Source organism: Prevotella marseillensis, assembly GCF_900625065.1.
Taxonomy (GTDB): domain Bacteria; phylum Bacteroidota; class Bacteroidia; order Bacteroidales; family Bacteroidaceae; genus Prevotella; species Prevotella rara.
Map to the genome: position 1 here is coordinate 118,204 of NZ_UYXY01000002.1, position 26,691 is coordinate 144,894.

Consider the following 26,691-nt stretch of genomic DNA (forward strand, 5'->3'; position numbering starts at 1 on the left):
TGCCGCGCAGGCACGCATCTTTCCGCCCTTAATGCGTATTTACAGCGGCAGCGCCGCCCCGTTGTTATCTTGCAGCGAAGTAAACGCCCTCGTTGACAGCCATTCTTGCCTCATAAAGGCCCTGCTTGTCGAGCGTAACGTCCATGGTCTTGCCGCCCGGCAGATATATCTGCGCCGTGTCGTTGCCCTTCATCTTGAGCAGCACGGTTGTGGTTCCGTCTTTTTCAACAGCCCAAGTGTTGTCCTTCTCGTTATATGTAAAGTTCATCACATTGCCGTCGGCATCCTTTATCTCGTAGCCGTCCTTGAGCGTGGTAACGGCATACAGCTTGCCGTCGCTGCCCATTATGCTCTCCGTCTTGCCTACATTCTCGGCCAGAGGATTTGAGCCTGACCAGAACTCGATGGTGTTAAGGACAAGCAAGTCGGCCGTTCCGCACAGCACGTAGGCGGGCGAAATGACGATGAAGATAAGTTCGTTGAGGAACTTGTTGCCCGTGGCATCCTTGTTCCAGTCGAGCACTTTGTTGAACAGGCCGAACGAACCTATGCAAGAACTCATGACCACTGAGGCAATCATGATAAGAAGAAAAGATTTTAATGTTTTGTTGTACATGGTTTTCTTAGTTTAAATGAATTAACAGGTTACAAATCTAATACAATAATTTAAAAAACGTGGATATGTAGTAATAAAAAATATGAAAAACCGAAAAATTAGTCATTTTAATCTACGAAAAATGTTCTTGCTGTATTTGTTTACAAAGGGTTTACACGCCGCACCGTGCGCAGCTGCACAGCTTCTAATACCTTCTGCCGCAGCCATTCGGCACCGATGCCCGGTGAGAATGTTTCTGAACGACGGGCGACATGCCGCCGACGGCTGACCGGCCAAGGCTGGCAGCGGGTTAAACTGTGTTAAAGCAACATGAGCCGCAAATCCGGTTAAGGCTCTCAGAACGGCAATGCCGGGCACGAAAGCGCGGTCAGAACGGAAAAAACAGGCGTTTTTGTGTTAAATGCGTAACCGCCTGGCTGCATGTCACTTACGTCTTAAGCCGCATCAATAGCAATGCGGCTGCCGTGCAAAAGGTGGCCTTTCGGCATGCAAAAGACCACCTTTTACACGGCAAGATGTAGCCAACTGCATGGCAAAAAGCAGTGAAACTGGGCGCAAAACATGGCAGATTTGGCCGTAAATGGCGGTGAAATGGGAAAAAACAGCCATAAACGGCTGTGCGGAGTGTTATAAAACGGACAGCGGAATGTCTCAAACGGAAATTTATTTTGTAAAGAAACGCGAAAGCGCAAGAGTTAAAAAATCGAAAGCCGGCAGCGTTTCCGGGCGTGTTGGCACGATGAAACCGCAAGAAAATCGGCTCAATCAGGCAGCCGGACAGGGCCTCATTGAGCCGTTATGTCTACAGATAGAGCACGCTCTCGGTGCCCATGTTGAACAGCAGGTCGAGTATGCTGAGGTTAGGCTGAAAGCCGTGGCGCTGCTCATACACCTGATAATATCTCTTTGGAGCGAACATCGGGTCGGGCATGCTGTGCTTAGGGCGTATGGCGTCGCGGTAGTCGTCGATGCCCATGCCTTCTGCCTCGTCGCTGAACATGTAGCCCGCAGTAGGCTCCACATGAGGCTCTATGTCGATGAGTTCGCACATTTTGGCGCATATCTCAGCGTTGAAATCGTAAAGGAAGGTCCACTCCTTCTCAAAAAACGGCCTGATGTCGTCGGCATAATACTCAAAGAACGGCGACTCGCCATAGGCGCTCATCAGCGCGTTCCAGTGTATGTGGCGCCAGTTGCCGTGGTTGCTTATGCGCACATCCTTCATAAGGCACTTTGGCACCTGCCCCTGTTCATCGGGCCGTTGGCCGTCGGCGGTGCGCTCCACGGGCACCGTAAGGGCCTGCAGGCCGTTGGCGGTGGCTATCACGCAGCGGTTACGGTAGGTCTGTTTGATGAAACTGTCGTAAGCCTCAACCCTGACTTTGTCGTATCGGTTGAGTTTCTGATACCATTGTACGGGGCCGAAATAGGCCGATGAAAGCAATGCTTCTGACATGATATGGGGTGGATTTGTTGTTTCTTTAAATGTTTGCTGTTATCTTAATGCGCCATTTCAACGCCTCAACGCGGCTGTCTGCCGTCATAAGAATGGCGGCCAAGAGCGCCGCAGACGGCAGGATTAAGCCCGGCAGTGCAGTTATTCTGCGTCAAGTGGTCTGGGCTTTCTTATGAGCTGCATGTTGCGTCCGGGGCGCAGGCACTCGTAGAACGGCAGCGAAGGGTCGACAGAATAGAGCAGCACCGACACCTTGCCGATGATGTGTGTCTCGGGAACAAAGCCGAAGAAGCGCGAGTCGTATGGCTCTGAGGGACGGCCCGAACTGAACCAGTAGTAGTCGTTGCCGAAGGCTGCGCAGCGTGTCTCTGCTCCGTCCACGATAAGGCGGCCGTCTGCAATCTCTGCGTTGCGCCCCTCGTATCTGTTATACAGAAAGCAGAGCAGGCGCATGTTGCTCTCGCTCACCTTTACTATGTGGTCTCTGCCGGGCACCATCAGTCTGACGCCGTCGGCCATGACGGTGTCGCCGGGCACGCCAGTGCAATAGCAGGCGCTTACAGGAAGACTTGTGAATGGAACGGATGAGTCGGCCGGACAGTTGAAGGCCACGAGGTCGCCGCGCTCAACGGGCGATGGCATCCAGCGCGTGTATCTGAAGTAAGGACCGCCGCCCGTGCGCAGGCCATAGCTCCACCTGTTTACCAGCACGCGGTCGCCACTGACAAAGCAGGGTTCAAGCCCTGAGCCGCTGACCGTGTAAACGGTAAACACCAAAGCGCGGAAAGCCAACATCAACAAGATTGTGACTATCAACGCCATCACAAACTTGAGCGCACTTCTCATAGTCCTTAGGATTAAGAGTTATGAAGCAAGAGTGAAGAAGTAAGGCGCAGACCCGTCGGGCTGATGCTTGCCGGCCTCTCTTTACAGCCTTGTTATTTGCCGATGCGGCAGATGCCGTGGCGCGTCAAGACGCTGCCTGCGCCGTGCAAACGGGCCTTACGGCCGGCGCCCTACTTCCTTTCTCAGTTCAAAGTCCTTAATATATTGCTTTTATTTTATATTATCAACAAAACGGAACAGGCGGCTCCAGCGCACCTTTGAGAATCCGCTGCGGTCGGGATCGCTGCTCCACCAGATGAAGATAGGCTTGCCCACGATGTGGTCTTCAGGCACAAAGCCCCAGTAACGCGAGTCGGCCGAGTTGTGGCGGTTGTCGCCCATCATCCAGTAATAGTCCATCTTGAACGTATACTTGTCTGTCTGCTTGCCGTTTATGTATATCTTTCCGTTCTTGACTTCAAGCTGATTGCCCTCATATACACGTATAGGGCGCTCGTAAACGGCAATGTTCTTCATATTGAGAGTTATGGTCTTGCCCTTCTGCGGAATCCATACCGGACCATAGTTGTCGCGTGTCCATCCCGTGTAGGCGTTCAGCGGATAGATGTCTCCCACGGTAGCCTCGGTGTTAAGAGCTATGCTTGCCACGAGGTCGCGGCGCTTTGCCAGTGCCGTTGCGGCCTTCTTAGTCAGCGGCATGTATCCGTTCTGGTTAAGACTCGTAAGGTCTTCCATGCTTATTCCCAGCTCATGCATGAGGTCATCGGGCAGCGGCTGGTTGAGCTTCACGTTGTATGTATACTGCACATTGTCGGGTTCCTTGTTGGGTTTGCCGTCGAGATACACTATGCGGTCCTTTATCTGGAGCGTCTGTCCGGGCAGACCCACGCAGCGCTTAACATAGTTTTCGCGGCGGTCAACGGGCCTTGAGATTATCGAACCGAACTCAGGATGATTGTCGAGGATGTAGTTTCGTCCGATGTTATACACTCTGTTGTACCAGTCGCGCTGCTGCTGCGGAGTGAGTTTCGACATGTCTGGATGGTCCATTATCAGCTGACTGCCGTAAGAATAGCACATCTGATAGTAGTCGGCAGCCTGATACTGCGGGCTTGACACGAGCGTGTCGCCTGCCGGATAGTTGAACACCACGATGTCGTTGAGCTCAACCTTGCCCAGGCCTTTTGCGCGGCGATAGTCCCACTGCGGCCATTCGATGTACGACTTGCAGCCGAACACGGGCAGCGTGTGCTGTGTGAGCGGCATGGTGAGGGGCGTCTGCGGTATGCGCGGACCATAGCTTACCTTGCTCACGAAGAGGTAGTCGCCGGTGAGAAGCGACTTCTCGAGCGACGAAGAAGGTATGACATAGTTCTGGAAGAAGAACAGGTTGATGAAATAGACGGCCACGAGGGCGAACACCAAGGCATCTACCCACGACATGATGAAGCGCACGGGGCGCTCTGAGTCTTTCCACCACTGCCAGCGTATCTTCTTTGTTATGTAGACGTCGAAGATAAACGGAACGACGATAAGTCCGAGCCAGCTCTCAAGCCAGTAGAGGAAAATGAGATACAACAGGGTTACAACGGCAAACTTGGTCCATTGCACCTTCATATTAAGTTTTTTCTTTTCTTTGTCAATCATTGGTGTAAATATTTATTGTTTAGTAGTTAAAGGAGTTAAAAGTAGTTATCGCCGTACAAGTACGGCTTAGGAGTTAAAGTCATTACCCTTGAGGATTATTATTGATATAAATAATCACATACACATTGCACACGTGCAAAAAGCCTTCAAGGCTAATGACTTTAACTACTTAGCAGGCACAGCCTGCGATAACTTCTTTAACTACTTTAACTCCTAAAGTTTAAAACTTAAACATATCACTTATCGTCAGCAGTCCGCTGTGCTGTGCCGTATATTCGGCTGCGAGCACTGCTCCCAGGGCAAAGCCCTTGCGCGAATGGGCGTCGTGAGTGATGGTTATGCAGTCGGCCTCGCTGTCGTATGCAATGGTGTGTATGCCCGGCACCTCGCCACGGCGCACCGAGTCGATGCGTAACTCGTTGTCGGCGCAGTCGGCAGAGCCTTCTATATGGCCGTCGGGAGCCGTCAGAGTGCCCTTCACCCAGCTGTCCTTGCGGTCGAGATTGTCTATTATCTCCTCGGCAAGAGTTATTGCCGTGCCACTCGGAGCGTCGAGCTTATGCACGTGATGAGTCTCCTCCATTGTAACCGAATACTGCGGAAATCCGTTCATTATCTTTGCCAGATAGCGGTTTACGGCCGAGAATATGGCCACGCCTATACTGAAATTAGAGGCCCAGAAGAGGGTCTGTCCGCCCTCGGCGCACATCTTTCTGACATCGTCGCCGTGGTCTTTCATCCATCCCGTAGAGCCCGACACCACCTTGACGTTGTGCGCAAAGGCCCTGAGATAGTTGCCGTAGGCGGCAGTAGGATTGGTGAACTCGATGGCAACATCAGCCGAGGCAAAGGCCTCGCTGTCGAAGTCCTGCTGGTTGTCGATGTCGATTATACTTACAATTTGGTGGCCACGGCCAAGGGCTATCTGCTCAATCATCTTGCCCATCTTGCCATAGCCGATAAGAGCTATTTTCATAATTAAATCGCGATTTAAATCATCTGCAAAGATAACATAAGTCAGAGAGAAAACAAAATAAAAGAGTTTTTTTAATTCTGCATAACTTATTTTTATGCACGCAACACGCTGCCACACCGCCACTTGCGCCGATATAAGCCCCCGGAACGGGCCTACTGACAAGGCCGAAACAGCCGCACAGGGCACGCAACGCCGGCTGCCGGCGGCCATAATGAAGGCAGAACGCACGCCGACGGCATCCGCCCTTGTAACACGCTGTGGCTCAGTGCGTTGCAAAAGGCCGTCTTTTAGCTTCTAAAAGGTGGCCTTTCAGCGTGTAAAAGGGCACCTTTTGCAATGCGATATGCCGTCTTTTGGAAAATGCGGATGATTTACTTACTTTGCACATACACCATTCATGAAGCAAAAGCCGTCATCTCCATATACAGACGACATAAAGAAACAAGCAACGATACGCTGCCGCTCATCAAAGCACCGCAATATCACTTATTAGAAATAATTGAACAGTTTTAGTAAATATCATATCTTTATTTTGTCAGATAATAAAAAATTTATGATATTTGCACATCAATATTTACTTACTCCGATGCTGCCCATAAAAAACATCTTAAATACCTCCATCCTGTTATTATGTCTTTATTTTGCCACACCAGCCACACAGGCATACAGCAAAGACAATACAGGCGCACTGTATAATAAAGCAAAGGCCGAATTCAACAAGAATGAATATAACAGCTCTCTGTCTGCCTTTCTGAAATACATACAGGCGCAAGAGCAGATGAAGAGTCATGACACCATACGCCTTACGGACGCATACTACAACGTAGGAGGTATTTATTCGCTGTATTCTGATTATGCACAAGCACTCGAAATTTACAAAAAAGGCTATTCTCTCAGCGTTGACGCAGGCAACTCTGAGATGCAATTCAAATTTCTGAATAACATGGTCGGAGCCAGTTGCGAAATAGGTGACATCAACTATGCAGAATACACCAACAACAAGATAAGACAGCTTAAAGGCATAAACCGCGGAAAGATAGCATACTTCTACTGTTTCAACAAGGGCTTTATTGCCGGCAACCGCAAAGACGACAGCACCAAAGCTTTGTGGATGAAAAAGGTATTAAACATCGTGGATAAATATAAGCTGCCGGAAGAAATGAAAATATATGCATATTCGGAAATATACCAATGTTACGAAAACAAAGGCAATTTAACCGAAGCTTTAGTATATCTTCATAAATACGACTCACTGGCTCATGTAACCAACCATGCCTTTCTTTATGTTGACTGCTACAAAGGGCTTATGCGCATATATACAAAGATGGGAGATAAAGAACGCGCCCTACACTACCAGAGTGAATATTTCAGATATGCCGACTCACTGCTTAATCTCAATGAATTTTCAAAGATTAAGACGAATTATCAGACCAACGAAAAGAAACGCACTACCAACACCATAAACAATCTGGAAAAAACCAATTCACAGCAGCAGGCAATGCTGCTGATGCTAGTCATGATTGTAGTCATCGCCGTGCTTGCCGTTGTTGTGGTATACCGACAGAGACAAAAGTTACACACAGCTAATGTGGAGCTGTTCAGACGCAACAGCGAACTGCTTGAAGCTGAACGCAGATACCGCATGAGCATGGAACGGAAAGAACATAAAACAACTTCAGACGGTGCGGAGGAACACGACGACAAGGCTGCCACGGCCACAGGACACGATGACCTTTTGCAGAAAATACTTTTGGTCATGGAAGACGAGGAGACATTCTGTAACCCGGACTTCAACCTGCAGACACTTGCAAGGATGACAGAGTCGAACACCAACTATGTATCACAGACCATAAACTCAACTTTCGGCAAGAACTTCCGCTCCTTTGTAAACGAATACCGCATAAAGGTTGCGATGAAGCGAATGATGGACAACGAACACTACGGCAACTACAGCATACAAGGAATATCCGAAAGCGTTGGCTACAAGTCAGCCTCTAACTTTATCGCAGCTTTCAAAAAAATGACAGGAATGACTCCTTCACTTTACCAGAAGATTTCAAAAAGCAGCATCTGAACATTCCGGAAATACATTTTCATGGCATTCTTCACATTCAGGCAACATGCCTGATACACATATCCGTTGAATCAACTTTCCAATAAAAGAAATTTGATTTAGCGTAAGAAAACGCCCATTTCATGGACTTTTACTTTCTAATTTAAGAATTAGAAATACTTGACTGTTACTTTTTAACCCACTTTTATTTCATTTTATCTATATTTGTGAGCGTGAAACCAATTAACAGTAACATTATGAAAACAATTACTCTTCTTCTTTTAAGTGCATTGTTTGCGCTGACATCCGCGGCCAAGGATGTAACGCAAGCTCAGGCACAGAAAATCGCGGAGAATTTCTTAAAGAGTCCGGCAGGACCCAACAGAATCGCCCCGTCAGTGCTGAAACCATTGAAGTTGGCTTACACAGCAGCAAACACAGATGGCAAAAAATGCTTTTATGTGTTTAACAATGACGCAGCAAACGGCTTCGTTATCGTGTCGGCCGACGACAGAGCCAGCGCGATTCTGGGATACAGCGACACCGGAACATTCGACTATGACAAGCTTCCGGCACATATTAAAAACTGGTTTACCGGATACATTGACCAAATTACATATATAAGAAACAGCAAGACGACAGCCACAGCCGAAGAAAATAACATCCTGGACAAGGAAGTCAAGCCCCTGCTCGGCGACATACAGTGGAATCAGGACTCTCCATACAACGACATGTGTCCCGTATACGACCTCAATTCGAGATGCGCAACAGGATGCGTGGCCACAGCCATGGCTCAGGTGATGTACTATCATAAGTGGCCTGAACAAGGCAAAGGCTCTCATACATATATGCCTTCTATACTCAACGGCGGCTCACTTACAGCCGATTTTGGCAGCACTTCGTATGCCTGGAACGACATGCTTCCCAAATACGACGACAGCAGCAGCGATGCAAGCCGCGAGGCTGTTGCACAGCTTATGCTGCATTGCGGTATCGCAGTAGACATGGAATACTCTATATCAAGCGGCGCAACCAGCGAATCGGTGCCGTTTGCACTCTACACATACTTCAATTATGACAAAGGCATTGCCTATCGTACACGCACCAACTACGGCTGTGCCGAATGGGACGACATCATAATCAATGAGATAGACAACGGCCGCCCGATAGTTGCCCTCGGCCGTTCTTCTGCCGGAGGACATGCCTTCGTGTTCGACGGATACGACCGCAACGGCCTGATTCACGTCAACTGGGGATGGGGAGGCATGAGCAACGGCTACTTCCGCACGTCAGCCCTTGAGCCGTCATCACAGGGCATTGGCGGTTCAACAGGAGGATTCAACTACGATCAATATATAATTACAGGTATACAGCGTCCTCAGGCCGACAGCGAGACAGACATCGAGCTGATATCTACCGAAGGCCTTGTAGCCTCTGAAGAAACCGTAGACAACGGCGCAACTCTCAATTTCAGGCTATGCGGAATGATTGCCAACGCAGGCTGGCAAGACGCAAACTACACCTACGGACTTATGCTGACAGATGCAACAGGAAACACTCTGAAGGTTATCGACACAGGTATGAACGTCCGTTTGCCCGTAGGCTATCAGATAGTAGGCCCGCAGTTTGACAACATCTCGCTCGGAACTCTCAATGACGGCACATACACTTTATACCCCGTATGCCGTGTACAGGGCGGCAAGGGCAACTGGGACCGCATCAGAAGCGAATACGTAGGCTATGCAAATTATATCTATGTAAACGTTGAGAACGGCAAGCAGCACTTCTCATATCCAAACTATTTTAACCTGGATGCAACCGACATGACTGTTCCTTCTGAAGTTTATTCGGGCATACCCGCTGAAGTTAAGGCCACAATAACAAACAACGGAGACGTTGACTATCTTGGAGAAGTAATGGTTTCTATTGTCGATAAAGACACCAAACGCAGTGTAACAGACGGCAATCCGTATAAAATCGACCTCAAGCCGGGCGCAAGCATCGACCTTTCACTTGTATCTGCATACAATCTCAGTGAAGGAGTCTACAGCCTGACTATTGTAGATGACGACAACAGACGCATAGCTTCGTTCAGCGACATCACCGTAAAGCCCGCTCCGGCAGAAGCTGCCGTGGTTGAACCGGCATCACAGCTGTCATTCGCCGACAACACTTGTGTAGACCGTATGTCGATGGACATCACGACAGAGGTAAAGTGCAGCGATGGCGTATTTGGCGGATGGCTATGTCTTTTCCTTTTCAACGAGAGCGGAGCGCTGCAGATGGGCAGCCTTGAGCCACAGTATCTGTTCCTGACAGAAGGCGAAACAAAGAGCGTTTCGTTCGGAGGTCAATTTGAAAATGGCGTTCCCGGCAAGACATACACAGCCTGCCTGATGCTTTACGACGGTAATACATACTCTTTCATGAGCCCTATCGAGATGTCTGTTTGTCAGTTTAAGCTTGATGCCACTACATCTGTCAACGGCATTGAGGCTGGCAGCAACGAACCTGTTACAATATATGACATCAACGGTGTAAGACTTCCAAACACAGATGTCAACTCTCTTCCCGAAGGCATTTATATTCTCCGACAGGGTAGCCGAACTGTAAAGATTGTAAAATAAATAAGGATTTAACAATATATCAGATATGAATAAAAACATATTATTTAAGTTTTTAGCCATTGCCGCGATGCTTTCACATACAGCATTTGCGGAGGCACAGATTTCTGAAAGAGCAGTCAACGACAACAGAAAGCCCGGACCTATAGAGCTCAAGCTTGTTCCGACAGAGCCCAAAATAGCCGGAAAGATGTCCAAGATACTTAAGACAGACCGAAAGAATGCGGCTGCAGATACTGATGCTTTTTACGGGCGGACAATCTACGGAGCCTTAGTAAACAGCACGGAGTGGGCCAACACTTCAATTACAGATGTTCCGTATGGATTGTATTCGTTTGAAATGAATGAGTCGCCTCAGACAACGGGATATATAACCAACTTCGGCTATAACTTCCTTACAGGCGCTTATTCTCACAATAGATTTGTGGGCATCACGGCAATGTCTATAATGGGCATGCTGAATGGTGCAAGATATATCACCATTGACACCGAGAATTGGACAGAGATGAAGAACATCGCCTATGGCACAGACAAGAAGAGCTATGGCTTGCTGTCGTCTGCGATGGCATATAATCCTATGGACAACAGGATATACTCATTTCAGTATAAAGATGACTTGAGCGGACTTGACTGGTGCGTATATAATCCTGACTATGACGAAATGGACAAGATAGCCTCTTTCCGAGGCCGATATAACGTTGTAACGCTTGCTGCCGTGCCCAATGGAGAGATGTATTTCATCAACGGCTACGGTGATCTTTACAAGATAGACCGCAAGACTGCCCGGCCGTCATTGGTGGGATATACCGGCATTACGCCTATTCTATATGTACAGAACATGATGTACGACGGCCGCACTGGCATGTTCTTGTGGGCAGCACAGACATCTGACGGCAGCTCACTATATTCTGTTGACCCGGCAACGGCAGAGACGAAGAAGATTCTCGACTTCAAGAATAACGAGCAGTTTGTGGCCCTATGGTCTCTCGACAACGAGGCCCCGGACGGTGCTCCGGCACAGGCAAACGACTTGAAGATGACTTACGATAAGGACGGAGGACTTGAAGGAACTATATCGTTCGAGGTACCTACGACTACGTTTGACGGCAATCAGCTCGGAAAGTCAGTACTTTATGTGTGGCTCGACGGTGAGATTATCAAGACTGAAGAGGCACAAGCAGGCAGCAGAGTGTCGATACCGGTGTCGCTGACAGAGGGCAACCATTACGTTGCCGTTAACCTAAGCAATGACGAGGGCTTCTCTCCACTGGCATATGTCGACCAATACGCCGGTTATGACATACCTAAGACAGTAGGCAACTTAACGTTTACATACGACAAAGCCGAAGGTAAGAACACCATAAGCTGGACTGCCCCCGAAGGTGGCTTGAATGGCGGTTATGTCGATTATGACAATCTTACTTACACCATCGTGCGTATGCCGGACAGTGTAACTGTGGCCGACAATTACAAAGAAACATCCTTTACAGAAGACGAACCGCAGGACTTGCGCAACTATTCTTACAGAGTTTATGCCGTTAACAACGGGAAATCAGGCAACTACTCTGAATCTAACAAGATTATATGCGGCAATGCTTTCACTACACCTTATTCGCAGTCGTTTGCCGATGCGTCAGTATTTACAGAGTTTTTCACTGTCATTGACGCCAACGAAGACGGCAACACATGGCGTAGCGGATACAGCGGCGACGTGCGTATAGACTTAATATCTGAAACATCTAAAGGTGACGACTGGCTTATCACGCCTGCCATAAAGCTGGACGGAGGCACAAGATATAGCTTTACTATGAACATGAAGACTTTTATGAATGGCTACCCTGAAGACTTCGAATTGTATATCGGCACTGATCCTGAGGATATTTCCACATTTAAGCTGTTTAAAAAGGAAGAGGGACTGGAACTTTATGAAACTTATTCCGACTATAAAGCTGAATTTAACATTGATGCAGACGGTGACTATTATGTAGGCATACGCTATCTCAGCGACAAACAAAATAATGGTTCGCTAATGCTGATCAAGTCTGTGTCGGTCACAAAAATTGGTGCGACAAAGGCTCCGGCTCCTGTCAGCGGACTTAAGATTACTCCTGATGCTGACGATGCCATGGCTGCGACAATAAGCTTTGTAACACCTGACAAGAACCTTAATGATGAGCCGCTTTCAGCTATCAGCAAGGTGAATGTTTACAGAAACGGAAGTACAAGTCCGGTACATGTATTCGACTCTCCGGCTGTCAATACTGCGCTCAGCTGGACAGACGCCACTGTCAGTAAGGTTGGCGTCAACACCTATTCTGTAGTTGCAGAGAATGAATATGGCGAAGGCGGCGTGGTTTCCGACTCTGCTTTTGTAGGAATATACACAGCACCATATCTTGAAAGCTTCGACACACGCGCTGCTTCTGAGCTATATAAATCTACTCTCGATGGAATCGACCTTGAGGCTAATCCTTATTACGGATGGACATATGACGAAAACAATAAGAAAATGACGTTTTATGCCTACCTCATGGACGACGAGACAAAGCTTGATGCATGGCTCTATACACCGATGTTCAAGCTTGATGCCAATTCTGTGTATGAGCTTGGCTATAATTCGAATATCATGTCTATGCAAGGAAGCGACATCACCTATAAGGTGTTTATGGGCACAGAGCAAGAGAAAGAAGCACAAAGCGAATATATTGGTGACATGACTTTAAACGAAGGATATATGCCGATAAAGGAGAGTCATAATATTATTACGACCGAAGGCGGCAAGTTCTGCTTCGGCTTCAACATTCAGGCTTCGGGCATGTATGCCTATCCTAATGCCGAGATAGACGATGTTTCGCTCACTTATCTCAAGTCGGCTTCATCTCCGTTCGAGTTCACCGACTTCAAGTCTGAGGCTTATGCCAATGGCGATCTGATGGCCGACATCTCGTTTAAGGCTCCCGCCGTTGACTATCACGGCAACAAACTTACAGAGAATCTTAAGGTTGAGATTTACCGAGGCCAGAGCCCCACGCCTGTTTTCAGTAAAGAAGACGTAGTGCCTGGAGCAGAGATTAAGTGGACAGACACTCAGGCTCTGCACGGACAGAACACATATATGCTTGTGGCTTCTAACTCTTACGGACGCAGCGAGGTGCTCTATGACACGCTGTTCGTAGGACGCGATGTGCCGATGGTGGTGTCAGACTATAGGGTGAAAGGCTCTGCCGACAACATGGATGCCATAATTTCATGGAACATTCCTGAAACCGGTGCAAACGGAGGAGTGATTGTTGCCGATGAGATTTCATTCAATGTCTACAAATATGATCCTACAGACAAGGTTCTTACACTTATCGAGAAAGGTGTCAAAGATAACTCATACGTGGTAGAAAACGAACCTTCAGACAAGCAGAAAACGGCTTATTACGCCGTGTCGGCAGTAAACACAGAGGGCGAAGGCCAGGCTCTTGTAGGAGAAGTGGTGCTCGGCAAGCTCTATGAGATGCCGTTCAAGGAGTCGTTTGCCAACAAGGAGCTGTCAACCGAGCCGTGGATGGTGGTTAACGGCCTGGATACATACATCACATGGGGCGTAACTAATCCGGACGGCGAGAGCTACAACGGAGCAACGCCACAGGACAACGACGGCGGAGTGGCCTATATGTACAACGGCAACCAGTATGAAACATTTACCGGAGCAGGCTTCGTTTCGCCGAAGATAGCCCTTGGCGACTGGAACTCTACACTGAAGTTCTGGGTTTACAACATCGCCACGGCATATCCAAACAACAAACCTATCGTGATGGTTTATGTACGTGCCGACGACGGCGATATTGAGTTTGCAGGCGAATACGTAGTAGGCTCTGACACAGAAGAGGGCTGGAAACAGTATGAAGTCAAGCTCGACAAGTTTGCCGGAGCATCTCACATAAGTTTTGTATTCTACGGATTTACCGGAGGTTATCAGGATGTCATCTATCTCGACAACATCGAGATGGAAAGGGGCACAGCCTCTGGCATCAGCGATATCGGTGCTGACGGAAAAGCCGTCAAGGACATTAAATACTATGATGTGTCAGGACGTGAAACCAACGGTATGGTCAAAGGTATTAACATACGCGTGGTGACATATACAGACGGAAGCACATCTACACAGAAAGTCATGGTCAAATAGCCGCAATATTCTACATTGCAGCATGCAGGCCCTGGTCTGGCAGATGTATGTATATAATCATAAATTCTGCATATCTGCCGTCTTGTCTGACAGAAATGAATATTTGTTAATAACAGACTGACTATCAGTACACTTGCAAAAGGCCGTCTTTTAGCTTCTAAAAGGTGGCCTTTCAGCGTGTAAAAGGGCACCTTTTGCAATGCGATATGCCGTCTTTTGGAAAACAGAAGGTAACAAGGCTTACCGCTTATGGCATGATAAGGGGCTGCGGCAGGGCTAAGGGCAAGGAGCGGCCGCAAGGCTTTGTGATAAAAGAACAAGCCCTGACGCTTCTGAAATGGCGTCAGGGCTTGTTTCATCAGGCATCAATATGATGCGTTATTCGTAAAGATAGAACATGCGCTCCATCATCTGCCACTTCTGGTCTGACGTGGCGTCGGCGGCGCAGTCCTGAAACATTGCCACATGCTCTTCCCATTCCTGCTGTCGCGGCAGCGTGGCAAGGCGCGCCATCGCACTGTCCCAGTCGAAGTCTAACGGTGCGTCGACAATCATAAACAGGCGGTTGCCGAGTATGTAAATCTCCATTTCCAATATGCCTACTGCCTTTATTCCTTCCTTAATCTCGTCCCAGAAGTGCTCTTTGTCGTGGGCCTCGCGATAGCGGCGGATAAGCTCTGCGTCGTCCTTCAGCTCCATTGTCTGACAGTAACGCTTTACGGGCACGCCGAATTCTTTTGTCTTATAGCCTTTCATAGTTATATTTTTAATTCATAATTAATAATTCACAATTCATAATTGGGTTGGTTAATTGTCCCCAAAAATTATGTATTAATTAATAATTGGGCTAATTTTCTTAATTCTTAATTTTTACTTTTTAATTTTTAATTATTACTCCCTGTCTTCCCCTTCAGCTCTCTTTGAATACGTCATTGATGATTTGGCTTGCCAGGGTGAAGCCGAAGATGCCGGTTATGTGGAGCATTGAGCCGTTGGCGCGCGCCTCGTCTGACGTGCCCTGGTTGGGCAGAATCTCGTCGCTATAGACGCATCTGAACTTGCGTGCAGGCTTGTCGCCCTGACGCTTGAACTCCTGACGCAGCTTGCGGGCAAGCGGACAGCCCTCCACCTTCCAGAACTCTGTAACCTTGATGCGCGACGGGTCGAGCTTGCGCGCTGCCCCCATAGACGACAGCAGAGTGGCCTTTGAGCGGCATGCCGTGCGTATCAGCAGCATTTTGTCGGCTATGCTGTCTATCGCATCGACAACATAGTCGTAGTCGTTTAGATTAAATTCTGCCGCCGTATCGGCACTGAACGCCATAAAACGCGCGTCAACCTCAGCCTCGGGACTGATGTCGAGCAGTCTGTCGCGCAGCACTTCCACCTTCGGCTTGCCCACGGTCGACGTGGTGGCCATGAGCTGCCGGTTGATGTTCGACGGGCACACGCGGTCGGGGTCTACAATGGTTATATGTCTTACGCCCGAACGCACCAGTGCCTCAACGCACCAGCTGCCTACGCCGCCCACGCCAAACACAATGACACGCGTTGCGCACAGCCTTTCAGTTGCATCGTCGCCGAGCAGCAGTCGGGTTCTTGATAAATCGCTGTTCATAAAATTCTATCACACGATTAATTCATAATTGGCTAATGCCGAACTTCGTTTCACAATTAATAATTCATAATCTGGCAGGTTCTATGCCCTCTTATTATTATGCATTAGACTTTAAGTCTCAATTAAAAGGGCCATCTTCAGCTGTGTTTTCAGCTGCCAAGTCATGCTTTCTTAATCCTTAATTCTTACTTATTAATTACCCAGTCTTTTCCTGCAATCTTCGAGAATGGCCATCAGTTCGTCCACGGTCGAGGCGCGGAGCATGGCTATACGCGTCTGACGGAAGTCGGGAATGCCCTTGAATATTGGCGTGGCGGCGAGATGACGGCGCGTGTGCAGTATGCCGCGATACTCGTCTATGCGCTCCACGTTGATGCGCAACTGCTCCTCGAGGATGTCCAGCTTGCGGTTGAAGTCGAGTTCTGGGTCTGGCTCCTTGCCGTTAAGATAGTCGCGAATCTCCTTGAAAATCCACGGATGACCGAACGTTGCGCGGCCTATCATCACCGCGTCTACGCCATAACGCTCAAACGCCTGCCTGGCTTCTTCGGGCGTAGTGATGTCGCCGTTGCCTATTATGGGGATGTGTATGCGCGGATTACGCTTCACCTCGCCTATCAGAGTCCAGTCTGCCTGACCTGTATACATCTGCGCCCTTGTGCGTCCGTGTATCGTCAGAGCCTGTATTCCGCAGTCCTGAAGCTGCTCGGCAAGCTCGGTTATTATGAGGTTGTCGCTGTTCCATCCGAGCCTTGTCTTCACCGTTACGGGCACTTTCACCGCCTTGACCACCTCGCGTGTTATGTCGAGCAGCAGCGGAATGTTCTGCAGCATGCCTGCTCCGGCGCCCTTGCCTGCCACCTTCTTGACAGGACAACCGAAGTTGATGTCTATCAGGTCGGGGCCGGCCTCCTCTACAATCTTTGCCGCCTCCACCATCTGCGGCACGTCGCGGCCATAGATCTGGATGCCCACGGGCCTCTCGTCGTCGCTTATGGTGAGCTTGTTCATGGTGCTCTTTACCGAACGCACCAGTGCTTCGGCGCTGACAAACTCGGTGTATACCATGGCCGCTCCGTAGCGTTTGCACAGCCGGCGGAATCCTATGTCGGTTACATCTTCCATCGGCGCCAGCAGCAAAGGCCGGTCGCCAAACTGTATGTTTCCTATTTTCATTGCGTGTAGGGTTGATGGTTTGGTCTTAAGTAGTTATCGCTCACGCGGTGAGCTAGTAGTTAAAGGAGTTATCGCCGGCTGTGCCGGCTAGGAGTTAAAGCCGAATGTCCTGCTGGTGTTTGTGGGACTTATGGGACATAATGGGACTTATGCCGGGATAAGCCACAAGGCATTTGACTTTAACTACTAGCTCACCGCGTGAGCGATAACTACTTTAACTCCTTTAACTACCTGACGTTTTTTCTATTTTCAGTTATTAATTAAATGATAAACTCCTCCTGCCATGCACCTCACCATGCCTTTCATCTCGAGCGTGAACAGGGTGGCGGCGAGGCGGCTGACGGGGATGCCGGAGGTCAGGGTCAGACTGTTTACCTGCTGGTCGTTCTCCTTCTGCAGGGCATCGGCCACGGCCTGCTCGTCGGCTGTAAGCTCGGGAAAGAGCGTGCGCTCTATGCCGTTGCGGCGAGCCTGCTCCAGACGGGCGTCGGTCTGCCATCCCATGGCGTTTATAAAGTCGGCGGCACCGCATATAAGGCCCGCCTTGTTGTCGCGTATAAGGTTGTTGCAGCCTTCTGAATACATGTCGCCCGTGCGGCCGGGAAAGGCAAACACGTCGCGGCTGTAGCCGTTGGCAATGCGCGCCGTTACAAGTCCGCCGCCATGGGCGGCACTCTCTATCAGCACCGTGGCGTCGGATATGCCTGCCACAATGCGGTTGCGTCGCAGGAAATTGAGCTTGTCGGCATTGGTGTTTGAGAAGAACTCGGTGAGCAGTCCGCCCTGAGTGAGCATCTTGTCGGCCGTGTCGCGGTGGCGTGGCGGATAGAGATAGTCTAATCCGTGAGCCAACACGGCCACCGTGTCGAGTCCGTTTGCCAGAGCCTCTCGGTGCGCGCATATGTCCACTCCGTATGCCAGTCCGCTTACAATGAGCACGTCGGGGCACATTGCAGACAGGTCTTTAACGAAGCTGTGTATGCAGTCCTGACCGTAGGCGGTGCAGTGGCGTGTGCCGACGATGTTGATTACGCGCATGCGGTTGAGCCTTGCCGTGCCTTTATAGAACAGCACGAGCGGGGCGTCAATGCACTCCTTCAGCCGCTGCGGATAGTCTTCGCTGCCCATGCACAATATGCTTATGCCGTTGCGCGCCGCAAACTCAATCTCGCTCTCTGCCCTCGCCTCTGCCTCAGCCGTGTCGGCCAGCGCCTCGGCAGTGCGCTTGTTGCAGTCGGGCATCAGGTCGCATATGTTGCGGCGGTTGTCCATTATTGCCGTAGCGCTGCCCGCCTTGCGCCACAATGCGGTTATCTCGGCAGAATTAAAATAGCTGATTCTGCTGAGCGTAAGCATGTTTAATATCTCTTGTTCGTGCATGGCGGGGATGGTTTTTGAGGATGGGAGGGACGGGATTTATGGGGCTTATGGGAGGGATGTGGGGGCTGAAGGCGCGTGCGCCTGTGGCCGCTGCTGCCTAAAGCCAGCGGCTGAAAGCCTCGTCATACTCCTTGCTGTTGGCCAGCTTGCCGTTCACCAGGCATACAAGGTCTATCACGCCCTTGAAGCATATCTTGTTGTCAGAGGCGCGGTAGATGTCCTGATAGAACACATATCGCAAGCCTTCCTTCTTGAGGTTGAGGCATGATATAAACTCGTCGTCGCATCTCAGCGGCGTCTTATACTGCAGGTTCATGCGGGCCACGACGGCGTCGACGCCCTTGCGGTGCATCTCGGCGAAGCTGAGTCCGCACTCTTTCAGAAAGAGGTGGCGCGTGTGCTCGGTGTAGTGCAGATAGTTTGCGTTGTTCACAATGCCTTCGATGTCGCACTCATAGTCGCGAACCATCATTCGTGTGGTGAATATATATTCCATAATGGATGCAAAGATAAGGCTTTTTCCGTATTATTTTCTGTTTTTTTGTGCTAAAAGATTTGTTTTGTCTTCACGGCAGTTTCTTAGTCATGTTTATGCCCTTGTGATATGGGGCATGACGGAGCGTTTTCTGAAAGGTGGCCTTTTGGCTTGCGAAAGGGCACCTTTTACACGATGAAATGGCACCTTTTGGAGCCTAAAACATGGCCTTTTAGAAAGCCGTTTGTATCATATTGATAATCAACAGGTTACAAATGTCCGTGAAATCTGCCTCAATCCGGCTTCTGATATGCCGCTTTATATGGCACGGATTGCGATAAAAAGGCACATTTCTGTTGTCCTGTCAGCGCTTTGTCTTCAGATATTCGTATCCTATGCGGCACCTAAGGCAGTCCTTCTTGTCGCAGTATTCCTTCTTCAGTTGTATCAGCGCCTGACTGTCTCCGGCGTTTTCGGTCTTCAGTCCGCACTGCTCCCACAGTCTTACTATATGGTTGTTTTCTGCCCGCAGCTCACTGAGCAGACTGAACGCGCGACTGCACAGCGTGTCGTCGTGGCGGTGGCGGCCGTAGGCAAAGAGCATGGGCACGGCGGTGTTGATGATGAGCAGATTGAGCGACGGGTCGGAAATGCTCTTGCGGTTCTTAACGCTCGTGCTGCCGAAGGTGTAGTGAGTCTCCCAGTAAGGCGTAACCCTGGTGCGCAGCAGGTCTTTAAGCTGCTCGACGGATGTACACTCGGCAAGGCGGCTAAGGTCGCTTTGGCGCGAATGATAGAGCTGTGCCAGCTGCGATATGCGTATGTGAGGAAAGTTCTGAGGCCTCATCCTGAGAAACTTCCACATGCCGGCGTCGATGGGAGTAAGGCCAAACTTATGCGCCATATACTGATATTCCTTGCGCAGACTGTCGAAATAGCCCTCCTTGATTGCGTCGTCGCGGTAAGGTTCGGGTATGGTGTCATACTCAAGCAGACCTGCCTGTCCCATGAATATGGCCTCAATCTGGAACAGGTCGTCGCGGTGATGAGCCACGCTCTGCAGCGGAACGCTCATTGCCCAAGCCTCAAATGCGTCGCCGTTGACGCCGAATCCGTAGTTGCGCGCCATCGTTACGAAGAGCGCCGACTCCCATGAGCCGCCGCATCTGTCGGCCCTCTGCCTTATGGCGTCGGTCTTCTGCTCCAGCCGTTCAGCCTGCAGGCGGCTCATCCAGCTGTGAACCGTGAGCCGGCTTAGCTGCGGTATGATGGCGTAGCAGGGCGGATAATGGTCTGTGGTGATAAGTTCGTCATAGTTGCGGCTAACCTCCTGCGGCACATCGAGCCTTATCTGCGCCACCTTGCGGCCGTCGGACGTTATGATGTCCTGCCCCGTTTCGGCAGCTACATGCAGCACAACGTTGTCGTAGGCCTTGTCTTTGTCGTGTCCGTGCGCATACCAGTCGGATGCCTTGTCGTGTATCTCGATGTTTCCTACCCACATAGTGCCGCCTATTCTGACCTTCGCGTTGAAGAAGTCGGGCCCCGCGTTGGTGTTTGGCAGACCTGCGTCTATCACCTCAACGCTCTCGCCCGTGGTGGTCAGGAGCGGCCTTACGGGAAACATCTTGTGCTTCCATACATAATGAAGAAGCTTTTCCATAAGCGTGTTTTTTATGCAGTTCTTAGTCGGTTGCAGGCCTTTGTGCGGCCTTTGCGCCCATTTCAGCGCAATACAAAGATACGAAAAAATCCCGTACAAGATGTTTCCTGTACGGGATTTTTATCTTTAAGCGCCGTAAGTCTGCGCCTTCAGCGGCGCAAATCATTGTCGCGCGTCCTTATTTCTTGATAACCTTAACGGTTGTTCCGTCGGCCTTCTTCAGGATGTTGAGACCCTTCTTCATGCCGTTCAGCTTGTTTCCGTTGATGTCATATACAGCTTCAACGCCGCTGTTGGTTACAGGAGCGCTGATGCCTGCTGACTCATAACCGAACTTAACATTGATATCCATGTCCATAACACCTGGAATTGAATACAGAATATTGATGTCGGCTTTCAGCTTGTCGTCAGTCATATCAGCTGTCATGTCAACGTCTACGGGTACGCCTTCAAGTGCCCAGTTAACCTCAGGATCGTCACCGTCCTTGATAGTTACGGTCTGCTTGGTGCTGAGTTTAACAACTCCGTCTTCCTCAACGGCGTCAACGTCTGTCATTTCAACAGTACCTACAGCCATAACTCCTGTAAGCTCGAAGTTCTTCAGGGCAAGAGTGTATTTGCCGTTTGACTGCTTTGTAACTTCGATTGTAGCCTGCTGAGCCGGCATTGTGCTGCCCATAACTGTAACAACGAGGTTGTCTGTATAGCTCTTAGCCTGGCTTTCGGGTGTTCCGAACACAGCAGAGATATTCATTCCGACAGCAGATATTGTCATTGTCATGTAGAGTTTGTCGCCATGCATGTAGCTGCCTTCGTTGACAGTAACCTCAGCTGTAACAGGGACTCCTATGTTTACTTTTACAGAAGCCTTTGTCTCTTCAAACCATGTATATCCGCTTGGCTCCTCATCGTTGCCCTTTACGTTCTCAACCTTGATGTCGCCGAGGTTCAACGGGCCGAAAGAGAAGTTCTTCAGGGTGATGTTGTAGAGTCCGTCAGAGCCTTCTACTTCCTCAACAGATATTGTTGATTCAGATATTGTAGGTTCGCCGCTGCCCAGAGAGATTGAAAGCTGGTCGGTAAAATCCTTAGCTCCTGCTGTAAGAGTGAGTGCGAGGAGCGCAATAATAGTAAAAATTTTCTTCATCTTTTTCCTTGTTTTGTTATTATGTTACTTTATTTTATATGAAACACCTATTGTTCCGTAAATCGGGTAAAGCGTCTGTTCGATAGTATCAAAGTGCTTTCTGAATATTCCGGTGAATCCCCATGAGACGTCGGCAAAGGCTCCCCACTGCTTGTGGAAGTACCATTCGGCGCCGAGCATCATGCCAAGCTGCCATGAGCGCATGTCGTCGCTGAAGTCGTAAGTGCCGCGGCTGCCCTCGTCAGAGCCAAGCTCCACCTTTGCTCCGGTGGGGTCGCCGACACGCAGGTAGCCGTCGTAGGCATATCCGCGGAAGGAGTGCGACCTGACGTAAGACAGATAGGGACCGAGCTTCAGGTGCAGGTTGCTGTTAAGGGCGTAGGTTGCCTGCAGCGGAAGTGTGAGCATCCACATCTCCACCTCGGAAGCGTTGTGGCCGGTAAACTGGCCCTCGAGCCTCTGTCCTCCCCTCACGATGGCCATGTGATAGTTCTTGACGGTGGCGTCGATGTTCATTCCCTTGTTCTCAAGATGCAGTCCGGTGGTGAGTCCCCACTTGTCTGACAGGGGCTTGTATATGCCCAGTCCGAGCGAGAAGTTGGGCTCGAGCTTGTAGCTGTCGAGGCTTCTTATCGTCGCCGGCATGCCTATGGGGGCTGTGCCTCCCACGCTGTAGCCGAAGCGCAGGTTGTAAACAAGATTGTCGAATATGCCTGCTCCGAAGGCCGCAGAGGCCGTAAGTGCGGTCAGGACTAATGTGATAAACGTTTTCTTCATGACTATTCGGTTGTTTCTTCGCAGACCACTTCAACTTCGTCAACTATAAGCGTGCTGCCTAATGCACCCTTAAATGACGCTCCCTCGATACTTGATGTGAATACCACACTTAGGTTATATCCATGGTCAGCAAGTAGTTGCTTGTCTATCTCCGAACGATATTCAAAGTCAACATCAAACGATGTCCACTCTTGTGTATCTTTAACTTCCGGCACGCGGGCAATTGCTACAATATAAGGACTTGTCAACACATCGTCGCCATGGAGCGTTATGGCCTTATTATTGTTGTCATGATTTCTGTATATTACAGCATATATATCGCCTTTGTCATAGGTTCCCGGTATCGGTTTCCTTTTTCCGTCAACGCATTCGCCGCCTGATTTATATTTATACCATCCTGTCAGCTTTAACGGAACTTTATCAAATGTGCGCCCGAAACTTGTTGCCTGCAATGCACCGTCAGTTCCACTGAGTGCCTTACTCGCATCAAATTCTCCTATATAGAGATTTCCTGCAGCTATACCCATATTGACCATTGAGCCGAAACTGCCGGTGCTCATCGTCTCAAGTTTAACGCCCTTTCCCTTATATCCATCTGTTATTGGTGAGGAGGGATAGTTTTCCGGCGGTATTGAGCCGCCAATAAACTGTGCACTTAAATTAAATCCGGGGTTTCCTGTTGCCCAATTGCCCATCCAGCCGCCAGACTTTGAAAGGTCGCTCCATTCATAGAACTGACCGCCGGCACTGCCGTCTACAAGCCTTATGTTCTCAAAATCAAACTTGTTTGGCGATTCCGTAAGCCTAAATGACACGTTGTAAACACGGCTCCAATTACCGTCTTCAGACGTAACCTTATAAGTTACTTCCTTTTCGTCGCTGAAATCGTGCACCGAACCGCTTGCCGGCTCAATCTTTGCGCCCTCGGTTATATGAAATATCGGCGCCATTGCAGATACATCTGCGCCCTCTTTAATTTCAAAAACGATGTTATTAGCATCTGAAAGCACGTTTACCAGCGTGTCGCTGGGCGCGAAGAATATGTCTGAAGGATTGTCTGTGTGTACGTATGCCTGCTCGATGTCGCATTCAGCGTTGAGCGGCTCGTCCTTAAAGCAGGATGTCAACGAGCTGCATACGGCGATTGTCAGAAGTATATTGGTGAACTTCATTTATGATACGGGTATGATTTAATATCTTGCAAAGATATTCCAAAAATCAATGTACGCCAAATTATTTTAACAAAAATTACACCTTTTATACTAAACTTTTTGATTAAATAAAGTTTTATTCCATCTTTTGCGACAAATAGGACATTTGTCTATACATAAGGGCTGCACGTCTGATTTTATGCCGCCTGCGCTCAACCGGCAGACGGCTGTATGCGGGGCGATTTCTGAAAGGTATGCTTTTGCATTGTAAAAGGCCGTCTTTCAGACGACAAAAGGCCACCTTTTGCAAGCTAAAAGGTGACCTTTTGGAAAGCGGAGTCAATGCTCCCTGTAAACTATTGTATATCAAGGCATTACGCAAACACGACAAACTGCGATGATACTGGTGCGGATCAGACGAATGTAAGCGCCGTGAGCTTGTCCTTGCAGAACACCTCGGCTGCCACGGCCTGCAGCTCTTCGGCGGTCAGACGGTCTATCTGGCTCATCAGCGCCGTTACGTCTTTCTCCCATCCATAGTGCAGGAAGCTCTTTGCGAAGTCGAGGGCGAAGCTCTCGCGGTTGTCGCACGCCACGCCTATCTGTCCCTTTATCTGCCTCTTGGCGGCTGCAAGCTGCGCTGCCGACATGGGTTTCTGCGCCATGCGGTCGAGCTCGCGCATCACGAGGCGACGGCATTTCTTCACGTCCTTAGGGTCGCAGCCGAAGTAGGCACACCACATTCCGGTGTCTGAATAGCTCACCATCGAGCTGTCTACGGTGTACACCAGTCCGTGCTTCTCGCGCAAGGCTATGTTCAGACGGGCGTTCATGCCAGGTCCGCCGAGTATGTTGTTGAGCAGATACAGGGCCATGCGCCTGTTGTCGTGCACGCTGTAGGCACGGTTGCCTATCATCACGTGAGCCTGATGGGTGTTCTTATGGCGGAGCAGCTCCTGCGGGTTATATTCGGGCAGGACGCCCTTTGGCACGCTGTCGACGAGCGGACTGCACGGTGGAAAGTCGGCCGTGGCCTTCTCGAGCAGTCTGACAAGACGGCTGAAACTGATGTCGCCGTAGGCAAAGAACACGGCATTTTCGGGACGGTAGAAGCGGCGCGTGAAGCTCAGAGCGTTGTCCGTTGTATATTCGCGCAGGCGCTCCGCCCTGCCCAGGATGTTGTGTCCGAGCGGATGTCCGCTGAATATGGCGTTCTCAAACTCGTCATAAATCAGTTCGGCAGGCGAGTCGTTGTAACATTCAATCTCGTCGCATATCACCTCAATCTCCTTGTCAATCTCTGCCTGCGGATATGTGCTGTGGAACACCATGTCGGTAAGCAGGTCGACAGCCCTTGCGATGTGCTCCTTCAGCAGTGCTGCATAGAACACCGTGTCCTCCTTGTTGGTGAAGGCGTTGAGGTCGCCTCCCACCTTCTCCAGCCGGTTCAGTATCTGTATTGAGGTGCGCCTTGCGGTGCCCTTGAACGTGGTGTGCTCGCAGAAGTGGGCGATGCCTTCCTCTCCGGGCTGCTCGTCGCGCGTGCCGGCACATATGCCGTAGCCGCAATAAACCACGGGCGAGGCCGACGGCAGGTGGATAATCCTGAGGCCGTTGGCCAAAGTAGATGTATTATATTGCATTTGTATCTTTTATTAAAGCTCAAAATCCATTGTGCAAAAATACAACTTTTTAGTTTGTTATTTAATAAAAAATTCGGATATTTGCAGCTAATTATATCAACAGGGCGCACGCCGCGCACAGCGCCGCATGCCCGCACCGCAACAGCCGGAGGCCTAAGCCCGCAGGAGCATCAGCCGCCGGCAGCACATCAGCCTGCGGCAAGGCGGACGGCAGGATGCGCACAGGCAGCAGCCCGAAAATGTCAAAACTAAAACAGATGAGGAAAGTTATAGGAATAGGTGAAACCGTGCTTGACATCATTTTCAAGAACGAACGTCCGGTGAGCGCCGTGCCGGGAGGCTCAGTCTACAACGGCATAATATCGCTCGGACGTGCCGGCGTGCCCGCAGCCTTTATCAGCGAGGTGGGCGACGACCGCATAGGACGGCGCACGGTCGACTTCCTTAAGGAAAACGGAGTTGACGCCTCTAACGTCAACATGTTCAAGGGCAGCAAGTCGCCCGTGTCGCTCGCGTTTCTCAACGACAACAACGACGCAGAATATATCTTCTATAAAGACCACCCGCACGACCGTCTCGACTATATATGTCCTGAGATCAACCGCGACGACATCGTCATGCTCGGCTCCTACTATGCAGTCAATCCCGTGATAAGGCCGCAGGTGGCAGCGCTCATGAACCATGCGCGCAGCAACGGGGCGATAATATATTACGACGTAAACTTCAGGTCGTCGCACGCCAACGAGGTGATGAAGCTCACGCCGAACATACTCGAGAACTTTGAATATGCCGACATCGTGCGCGGCAGCCACGACGACTTCAAGGTGATGTACAAGATGGAGACATCCGACAAAGTGTACAACTCGGAGATTTCTTTCTACTGCAAGAAGTTCATCTACACCAACGGCGCGCAGCCGGTAGAGCTTCATGCCGAGGGCGGATTCAGGAAGAGCTACCCCGTTACGGCCACCAGCACGGTGAGCACGATAGGCGCCGGCGACAACTTCAACGCCGGACTGGTGTACGGAATGATGCGATACGGAGTGACGCGTGACGTCATCGACCGCGGACTCAGTGAGGAACTGTGGGACAAGGTGATTGAATGTGCGCAGAAGTTCTCGGCCAACTGCTGCAAGAGCATAGACAACTCTATCGACAAGGAGTTTGGCGAGGCCATGCGCAAGGAAGCCCTACAGGCCGGATAGACATGCCGCCACGACAGCCGGAGGCGGCAGCCCATACCATGAAAAAAGAATAACAATAAACCAA

General features: G+C 50.0%; 20 protein-coding genes. 5 read left to right on the forward strand and 15 right to left on the reverse strand.

The window, feature by feature from the left end:
* Positions 1-64 precede the first annotated feature (64 nt).
* The 5 genes from EJL04_RS13835 to dapB all read right to left on the reverse strand — a co-directional run bounded on the left by EJL04_RS13835 (position 65) and on the right by dapB (position 5,541).
* Positions 65-616 carry a DUF3332 domain-containing protein gene (locus tag EJL04_RS13835; RefSeq protein WP_021856020.1) on the reverse strand — a complete coding sequence of 184 codons (552 nt, stop codon included), beginning with the start codon at positions 614-616 and terminating at the stop codon, positions 65-67.
* Between the two features lie 802 nt (positions 617-1,418).
* Entirely contained in the window at positions 1,419-2,072 is a 654-nt protein-coding gene (locus EJL04_RS13840) for a WbqC family protein (protein WP_125105421.1), read from the reverse strand.
* Between the two features lie 141 nt (positions 2,073-2,213).
* Positions 2,214-2,918 carry a signal peptidase I gene (gene lepB / locus EJL04_RS13845; RefSeq protein ID WP_125105422.1) on the reverse strand — a complete coding sequence of 235 codons (705 nt, stop codon included), beginning with the start codon at positions 2,916-2,918 and terminating at the stop codon, positions 2,214-2,216.
* A 210-nt stretch (positions 2,919-3,128) separates the two neighbouring features.
* Positions 3,129-4,565, reverse strand: coding sequence for a signal peptidase I (lepB, locus tag EJL04_RS13850; protein WP_125105423.1), 1,437 nt, complete (start codon positions 4,563-4,565; stop codon positions 3,129-3,131).
* Between the two features lie 220 nt (positions 4,566-4,785).
* On the reverse strand, positions 4,786-5,541 hold the full coding sequence (gene dapB, locus EJL04_RS13855) for a 4-hydroxy-tetrahydrodipicolinate reductase (RefSeq protein WP_021856024.1): 756 nt from the start codon (positions 5,539-5,541) through the stop codon (positions 4,786-4,788).
* Between the two features lie 553 nt (positions 5,542-6,094).
* On the opposite strand from dapB, the gene EJL04_RS13860 reads away from it, so the two are divergent.
* The 4 genes from EJL04_RS13860 (at position 6,095) to EJL04_RS16440 (ending at position 14,766) form a co-directional block, all read left to right on the forward strand.
* Positions 6,095-7,615 (forward strand): helix-turn-helix domain-containing protein, encoded by a 1,521-nt coding sequence (locus EJL04_RS13860; protein ID WP_125105424.1) that lies wholly within the window; start codon positions 6,095-6,097, stop codon positions 7,613-7,615.
* Positions 7,616-7,851: 236 nt separating this feature from the next.
* Positions 7,852-10,221, forward strand: a complete 2,370-nt coding sequence (locus EJL04_RS13865) for a C10 family peptidase (protein WP_125105425.1) — start codon at positions 7,852-7,854, stop codon at positions 10,219-10,221.
* Positions 10,222-10,246: 25 nt separating this feature from the next.
* Entirely contained in the window at positions 10,247-14,392 is a 4,146-nt protein-coding gene (locus EJL04_RS13870) for a choice-of-anchor J domain-containing protein (protein WP_125105426.1), read from the forward strand.
* 206 nt (positions 14,393-14,598) lie between these two features.
* Positions 14,599-14,766, forward strand: a complete 168-nt coding sequence (locus EJL04_RS16440; RefSeq protein WP_164511787.1) for a hypothetical protein — start codon at positions 14,599-14,601, stop codon at positions 14,764-14,766.
* A gap of 4 nt (positions 14,767-14,770) precedes the next feature.
* Here EJL04_RS16440 and EJL04_RS13875 read toward each other — a convergent pair whose 3' ends face one another.
* The 10 genes from EJL04_RS13875 to EJL04_RS13920 form a co-directional block, all read right to left on the reverse strand.
* The gene (locus tag EJL04_RS13875) at positions 14,771-15,154 is read right to left on the reverse strand and encodes an L-rhamnose mutarotase (RefSeq protein ID WP_241210023.1); all 384 of its coding nucleotides are present in this window, start codon (positions 15,152-15,154) and stop codon (positions 14,771-14,773) included.
* 148 nt (positions 15,155-15,302) lie between these two features.
* Positions 15,303-16,010 carry a tRNA threonylcarbamoyladenosine dehydratase gene (locus tag EJL04_RS13880; RefSeq protein WP_125105428.1) on the reverse strand — a complete coding sequence of 236 codons (708 nt, stop codon included), beginning with the start codon at positions 16,008-16,010 and terminating at the stop codon, positions 15,303-15,305.
* 192 nt (positions 16,011-16,202) lie between these two features.
* Positions 16,203-17,186 carry a tRNA dihydrouridine synthase DusB gene (dusB, locus tag EJL04_RS13885; protein ID WP_021856027.1) on the reverse strand — a complete coding sequence of 328 codons (984 nt, stop codon included), beginning with the start codon at positions 17,184-17,186 and terminating at the stop codon, positions 16,203-16,205.
* A gap of 249 nt (positions 17,187-17,435) precedes the next feature.
* Positions 17,436-18,566, reverse strand: coding sequence for a DNA-processing protein DprA (gene dprA / locus EJL04_RS13890; RefSeq protein ID WP_125105429.1), 1,131 nt, complete (start codon positions 18,564-18,566; stop codon positions 17,436-17,438).
* A 97-nt stretch (positions 18,567-18,663) separates the two neighbouring features.
* Positions 18,664-19,065, reverse strand: coding sequence for an acyl-CoA thioesterase (locus tag EJL04_RS13895; RefSeq protein ID WP_053397802.1), 402 nt, complete (start codon positions 19,063-19,065; stop codon positions 18,664-18,666).
* A gap of 340 nt (positions 19,066-19,405) precedes the next feature.
* Positions 19,406-20,704, reverse strand: a complete 1,299-nt coding sequence (locus tag EJL04_RS13900) for a DUF2851 family protein (protein WP_125105430.1) — start codon at positions 20,702-20,704, stop codon at positions 19,406-19,408.
* 178 nt (positions 20,705-20,882) lie between these two features.
* On the reverse strand, positions 20,883-21,851 hold the full coding sequence (locus tag EJL04_RS13905) for a calycin-like domain-containing protein (protein WP_125105431.1): 969 nt from the start codon (positions 21,849-21,851) through the stop codon (positions 20,883-20,885).
* Positions 21,852-21,875: 24 nt separating this feature from the next.
* On the reverse strand, positions 21,876-22,628 hold the full coding sequence (locus EJL04_RS13910) for a porin family protein (RefSeq protein ID WP_125105432.1): 753 nt from the start codon (positions 22,626-22,628) through the stop codon (positions 21,876-21,878).
* Between the two features lie 2 nt (positions 22,629-22,630).
* Positions 22,631-23,800, reverse strand: coding sequence for a PCMD domain-containing protein (locus EJL04_RS13915; protein ID WP_053397806.1), 1,170 nt, complete (start codon positions 23,798-23,800; stop codon positions 22,631-22,633).
* Between the two features lie 392 nt (positions 23,801-24,192).
* The gene (locus tag EJL04_RS13920; RefSeq protein ID WP_021856034.1) at positions 24,193-25,422 is read right to left on the reverse strand and encodes a M16 family metallopeptidase; all 1,230 of its coding nucleotides are present in this window, start codon (positions 25,420-25,422) and stop codon (positions 24,193-24,195) included.
* Between the two features lie 257 nt (positions 25,423-25,679).
* Here EJL04_RS13920 and EJL04_RS13925 point away from each other — a divergent pair, with 257 nt between their 5' ends.
* A complete protein-coding gene (locus EJL04_RS13925; RefSeq protein WP_125105433.1) occupies positions 25,680-26,627 on the forward strand; it encodes a carbohydrate kinase family protein in 948 nt (315 codons plus the stop codon).
* Positions 26,628-26,691: the final 64 nt, after the last annotated feature.

Excerpts from the sequence above, each read along its gene's own strand:
- EJL04_RS13900 (WP_125105430.1), bottom strand. The coding sequence starts at position 20,704 with ATGGAAAAGCTTCTTCATTATGTATGGAAGCACAAGATGTTTCCCGTA.
- EJL04_RS13860 (WP_125105424.1), top strand. The coding sequence starts at position 6,095 with ATGATATTTGCACATCAATATTTACTTACTCCGATGCTGCCCATAAAA.
- EJL04_RS13905 (WP_125105431.1), bottom strand. The coding sequence starts at position 21,851 with ATGAAGAAAATTTTTACTATTATTGCGCTCCTCGCACTCACTCTTACA.
- EJL04_RS16440 (WP_164511787.1), top strand. The coding sequence starts at position 14,599 with ATGCCGTCTTTTGGAAAACAGAAGGTAACAAGGCTTACCGCTTATGGC.
- dusB (WP_021856027.1), bottom strand. The coding sequence starts at position 17,186 with ATGAAAATAGGAAACATACAGTTTGGCGACCGGCCTTTGCTGCTGGCG.
- dapB (WP_021856024.1), bottom strand. The coding sequence starts at position 5,541 with ATGAAAATAGCTCTTATCGGCTATGGCAAGATGGGCAAGATGATTGAG.
- EJL04_RS13925 (WP_125105433.1), top strand. The coding sequence starts at position 25,680 with ATGAGGAAAGTTATAGGAATAGGTGAAACCGTGCTTGACATCATTTTC.
- EJL04_RS13835 (WP_021856020.1), bottom strand. The coding sequence starts at position 616 with ATGTACAACAAAACATTAAAATCTTTTCTTCTTATCATGATTGCCTCA.
- EJL04_RS13880 (WP_125105428.1), bottom strand. The coding sequence starts at position 16,010 with ATGAACAGCGATTTATCAAGAACCCGACTGCTGCTCGGCGACGATGCA.
- EJL04_RS13915 (WP_053397806.1), bottom strand. The coding sequence starts at position 23,800 with ATGAAGTTCACCAATATACTTCTGACAATCGCCGTATGCAGCTCGTTG.
- dprA (WP_125105429.1), bottom strand. The coding sequence starts at position 18,566 with ATGCACGAACAAGAGATATTAAACATGCTTACGCTCAGCAGAATCAGC.
- EJL04_RS13865 (WP_125105425.1), top strand. The coding sequence starts at position 7,852 with ATGAAAACAATTACTCTTCTTCTTTTAAGTGCATTGTTTGCGCTGACA.
- lepB (WP_125105422.1), bottom strand. The coding sequence starts at position 2,918 with ATGAGAAGTGCGCTCAAGTTTGTGATGGCGTTGATAGTCACAATCTTG.
- lepB (WP_125105423.1), bottom strand. The coding sequence starts at position 4,565 with ATGATTGACAAAGAAAAGAAAAAACTTAATATGAAGGTGCAATGGACC.
- EJL04_RS13910 (WP_125105432.1), bottom strand. The coding sequence starts at position 22,628 with ATGAAGAAAACGTTTATCACATTAGTCCTGACCGCACTTACGGCCTCT.
- EJL04_RS13870 (WP_125105426.1), top strand. The coding sequence starts at position 10,247 with ATGAATAAAAACATATTATTTAAGTTTTTAGCCATTGCCGCGATGCTT.
- EJL04_RS13920 (WP_021856034.1), bottom strand. The coding sequence starts at position 25,422 with ATGCAATATAATACATCTACTTTGGCCAACGGCCTCAGGATTATCCAC.
- EJL04_RS13840 (WP_125105421.1), bottom strand. The coding sequence starts at position 2,072 with ATGTCAGAAGCATTGCTTTCATCGGCCTATTTCGGCCCCGTACAATGG.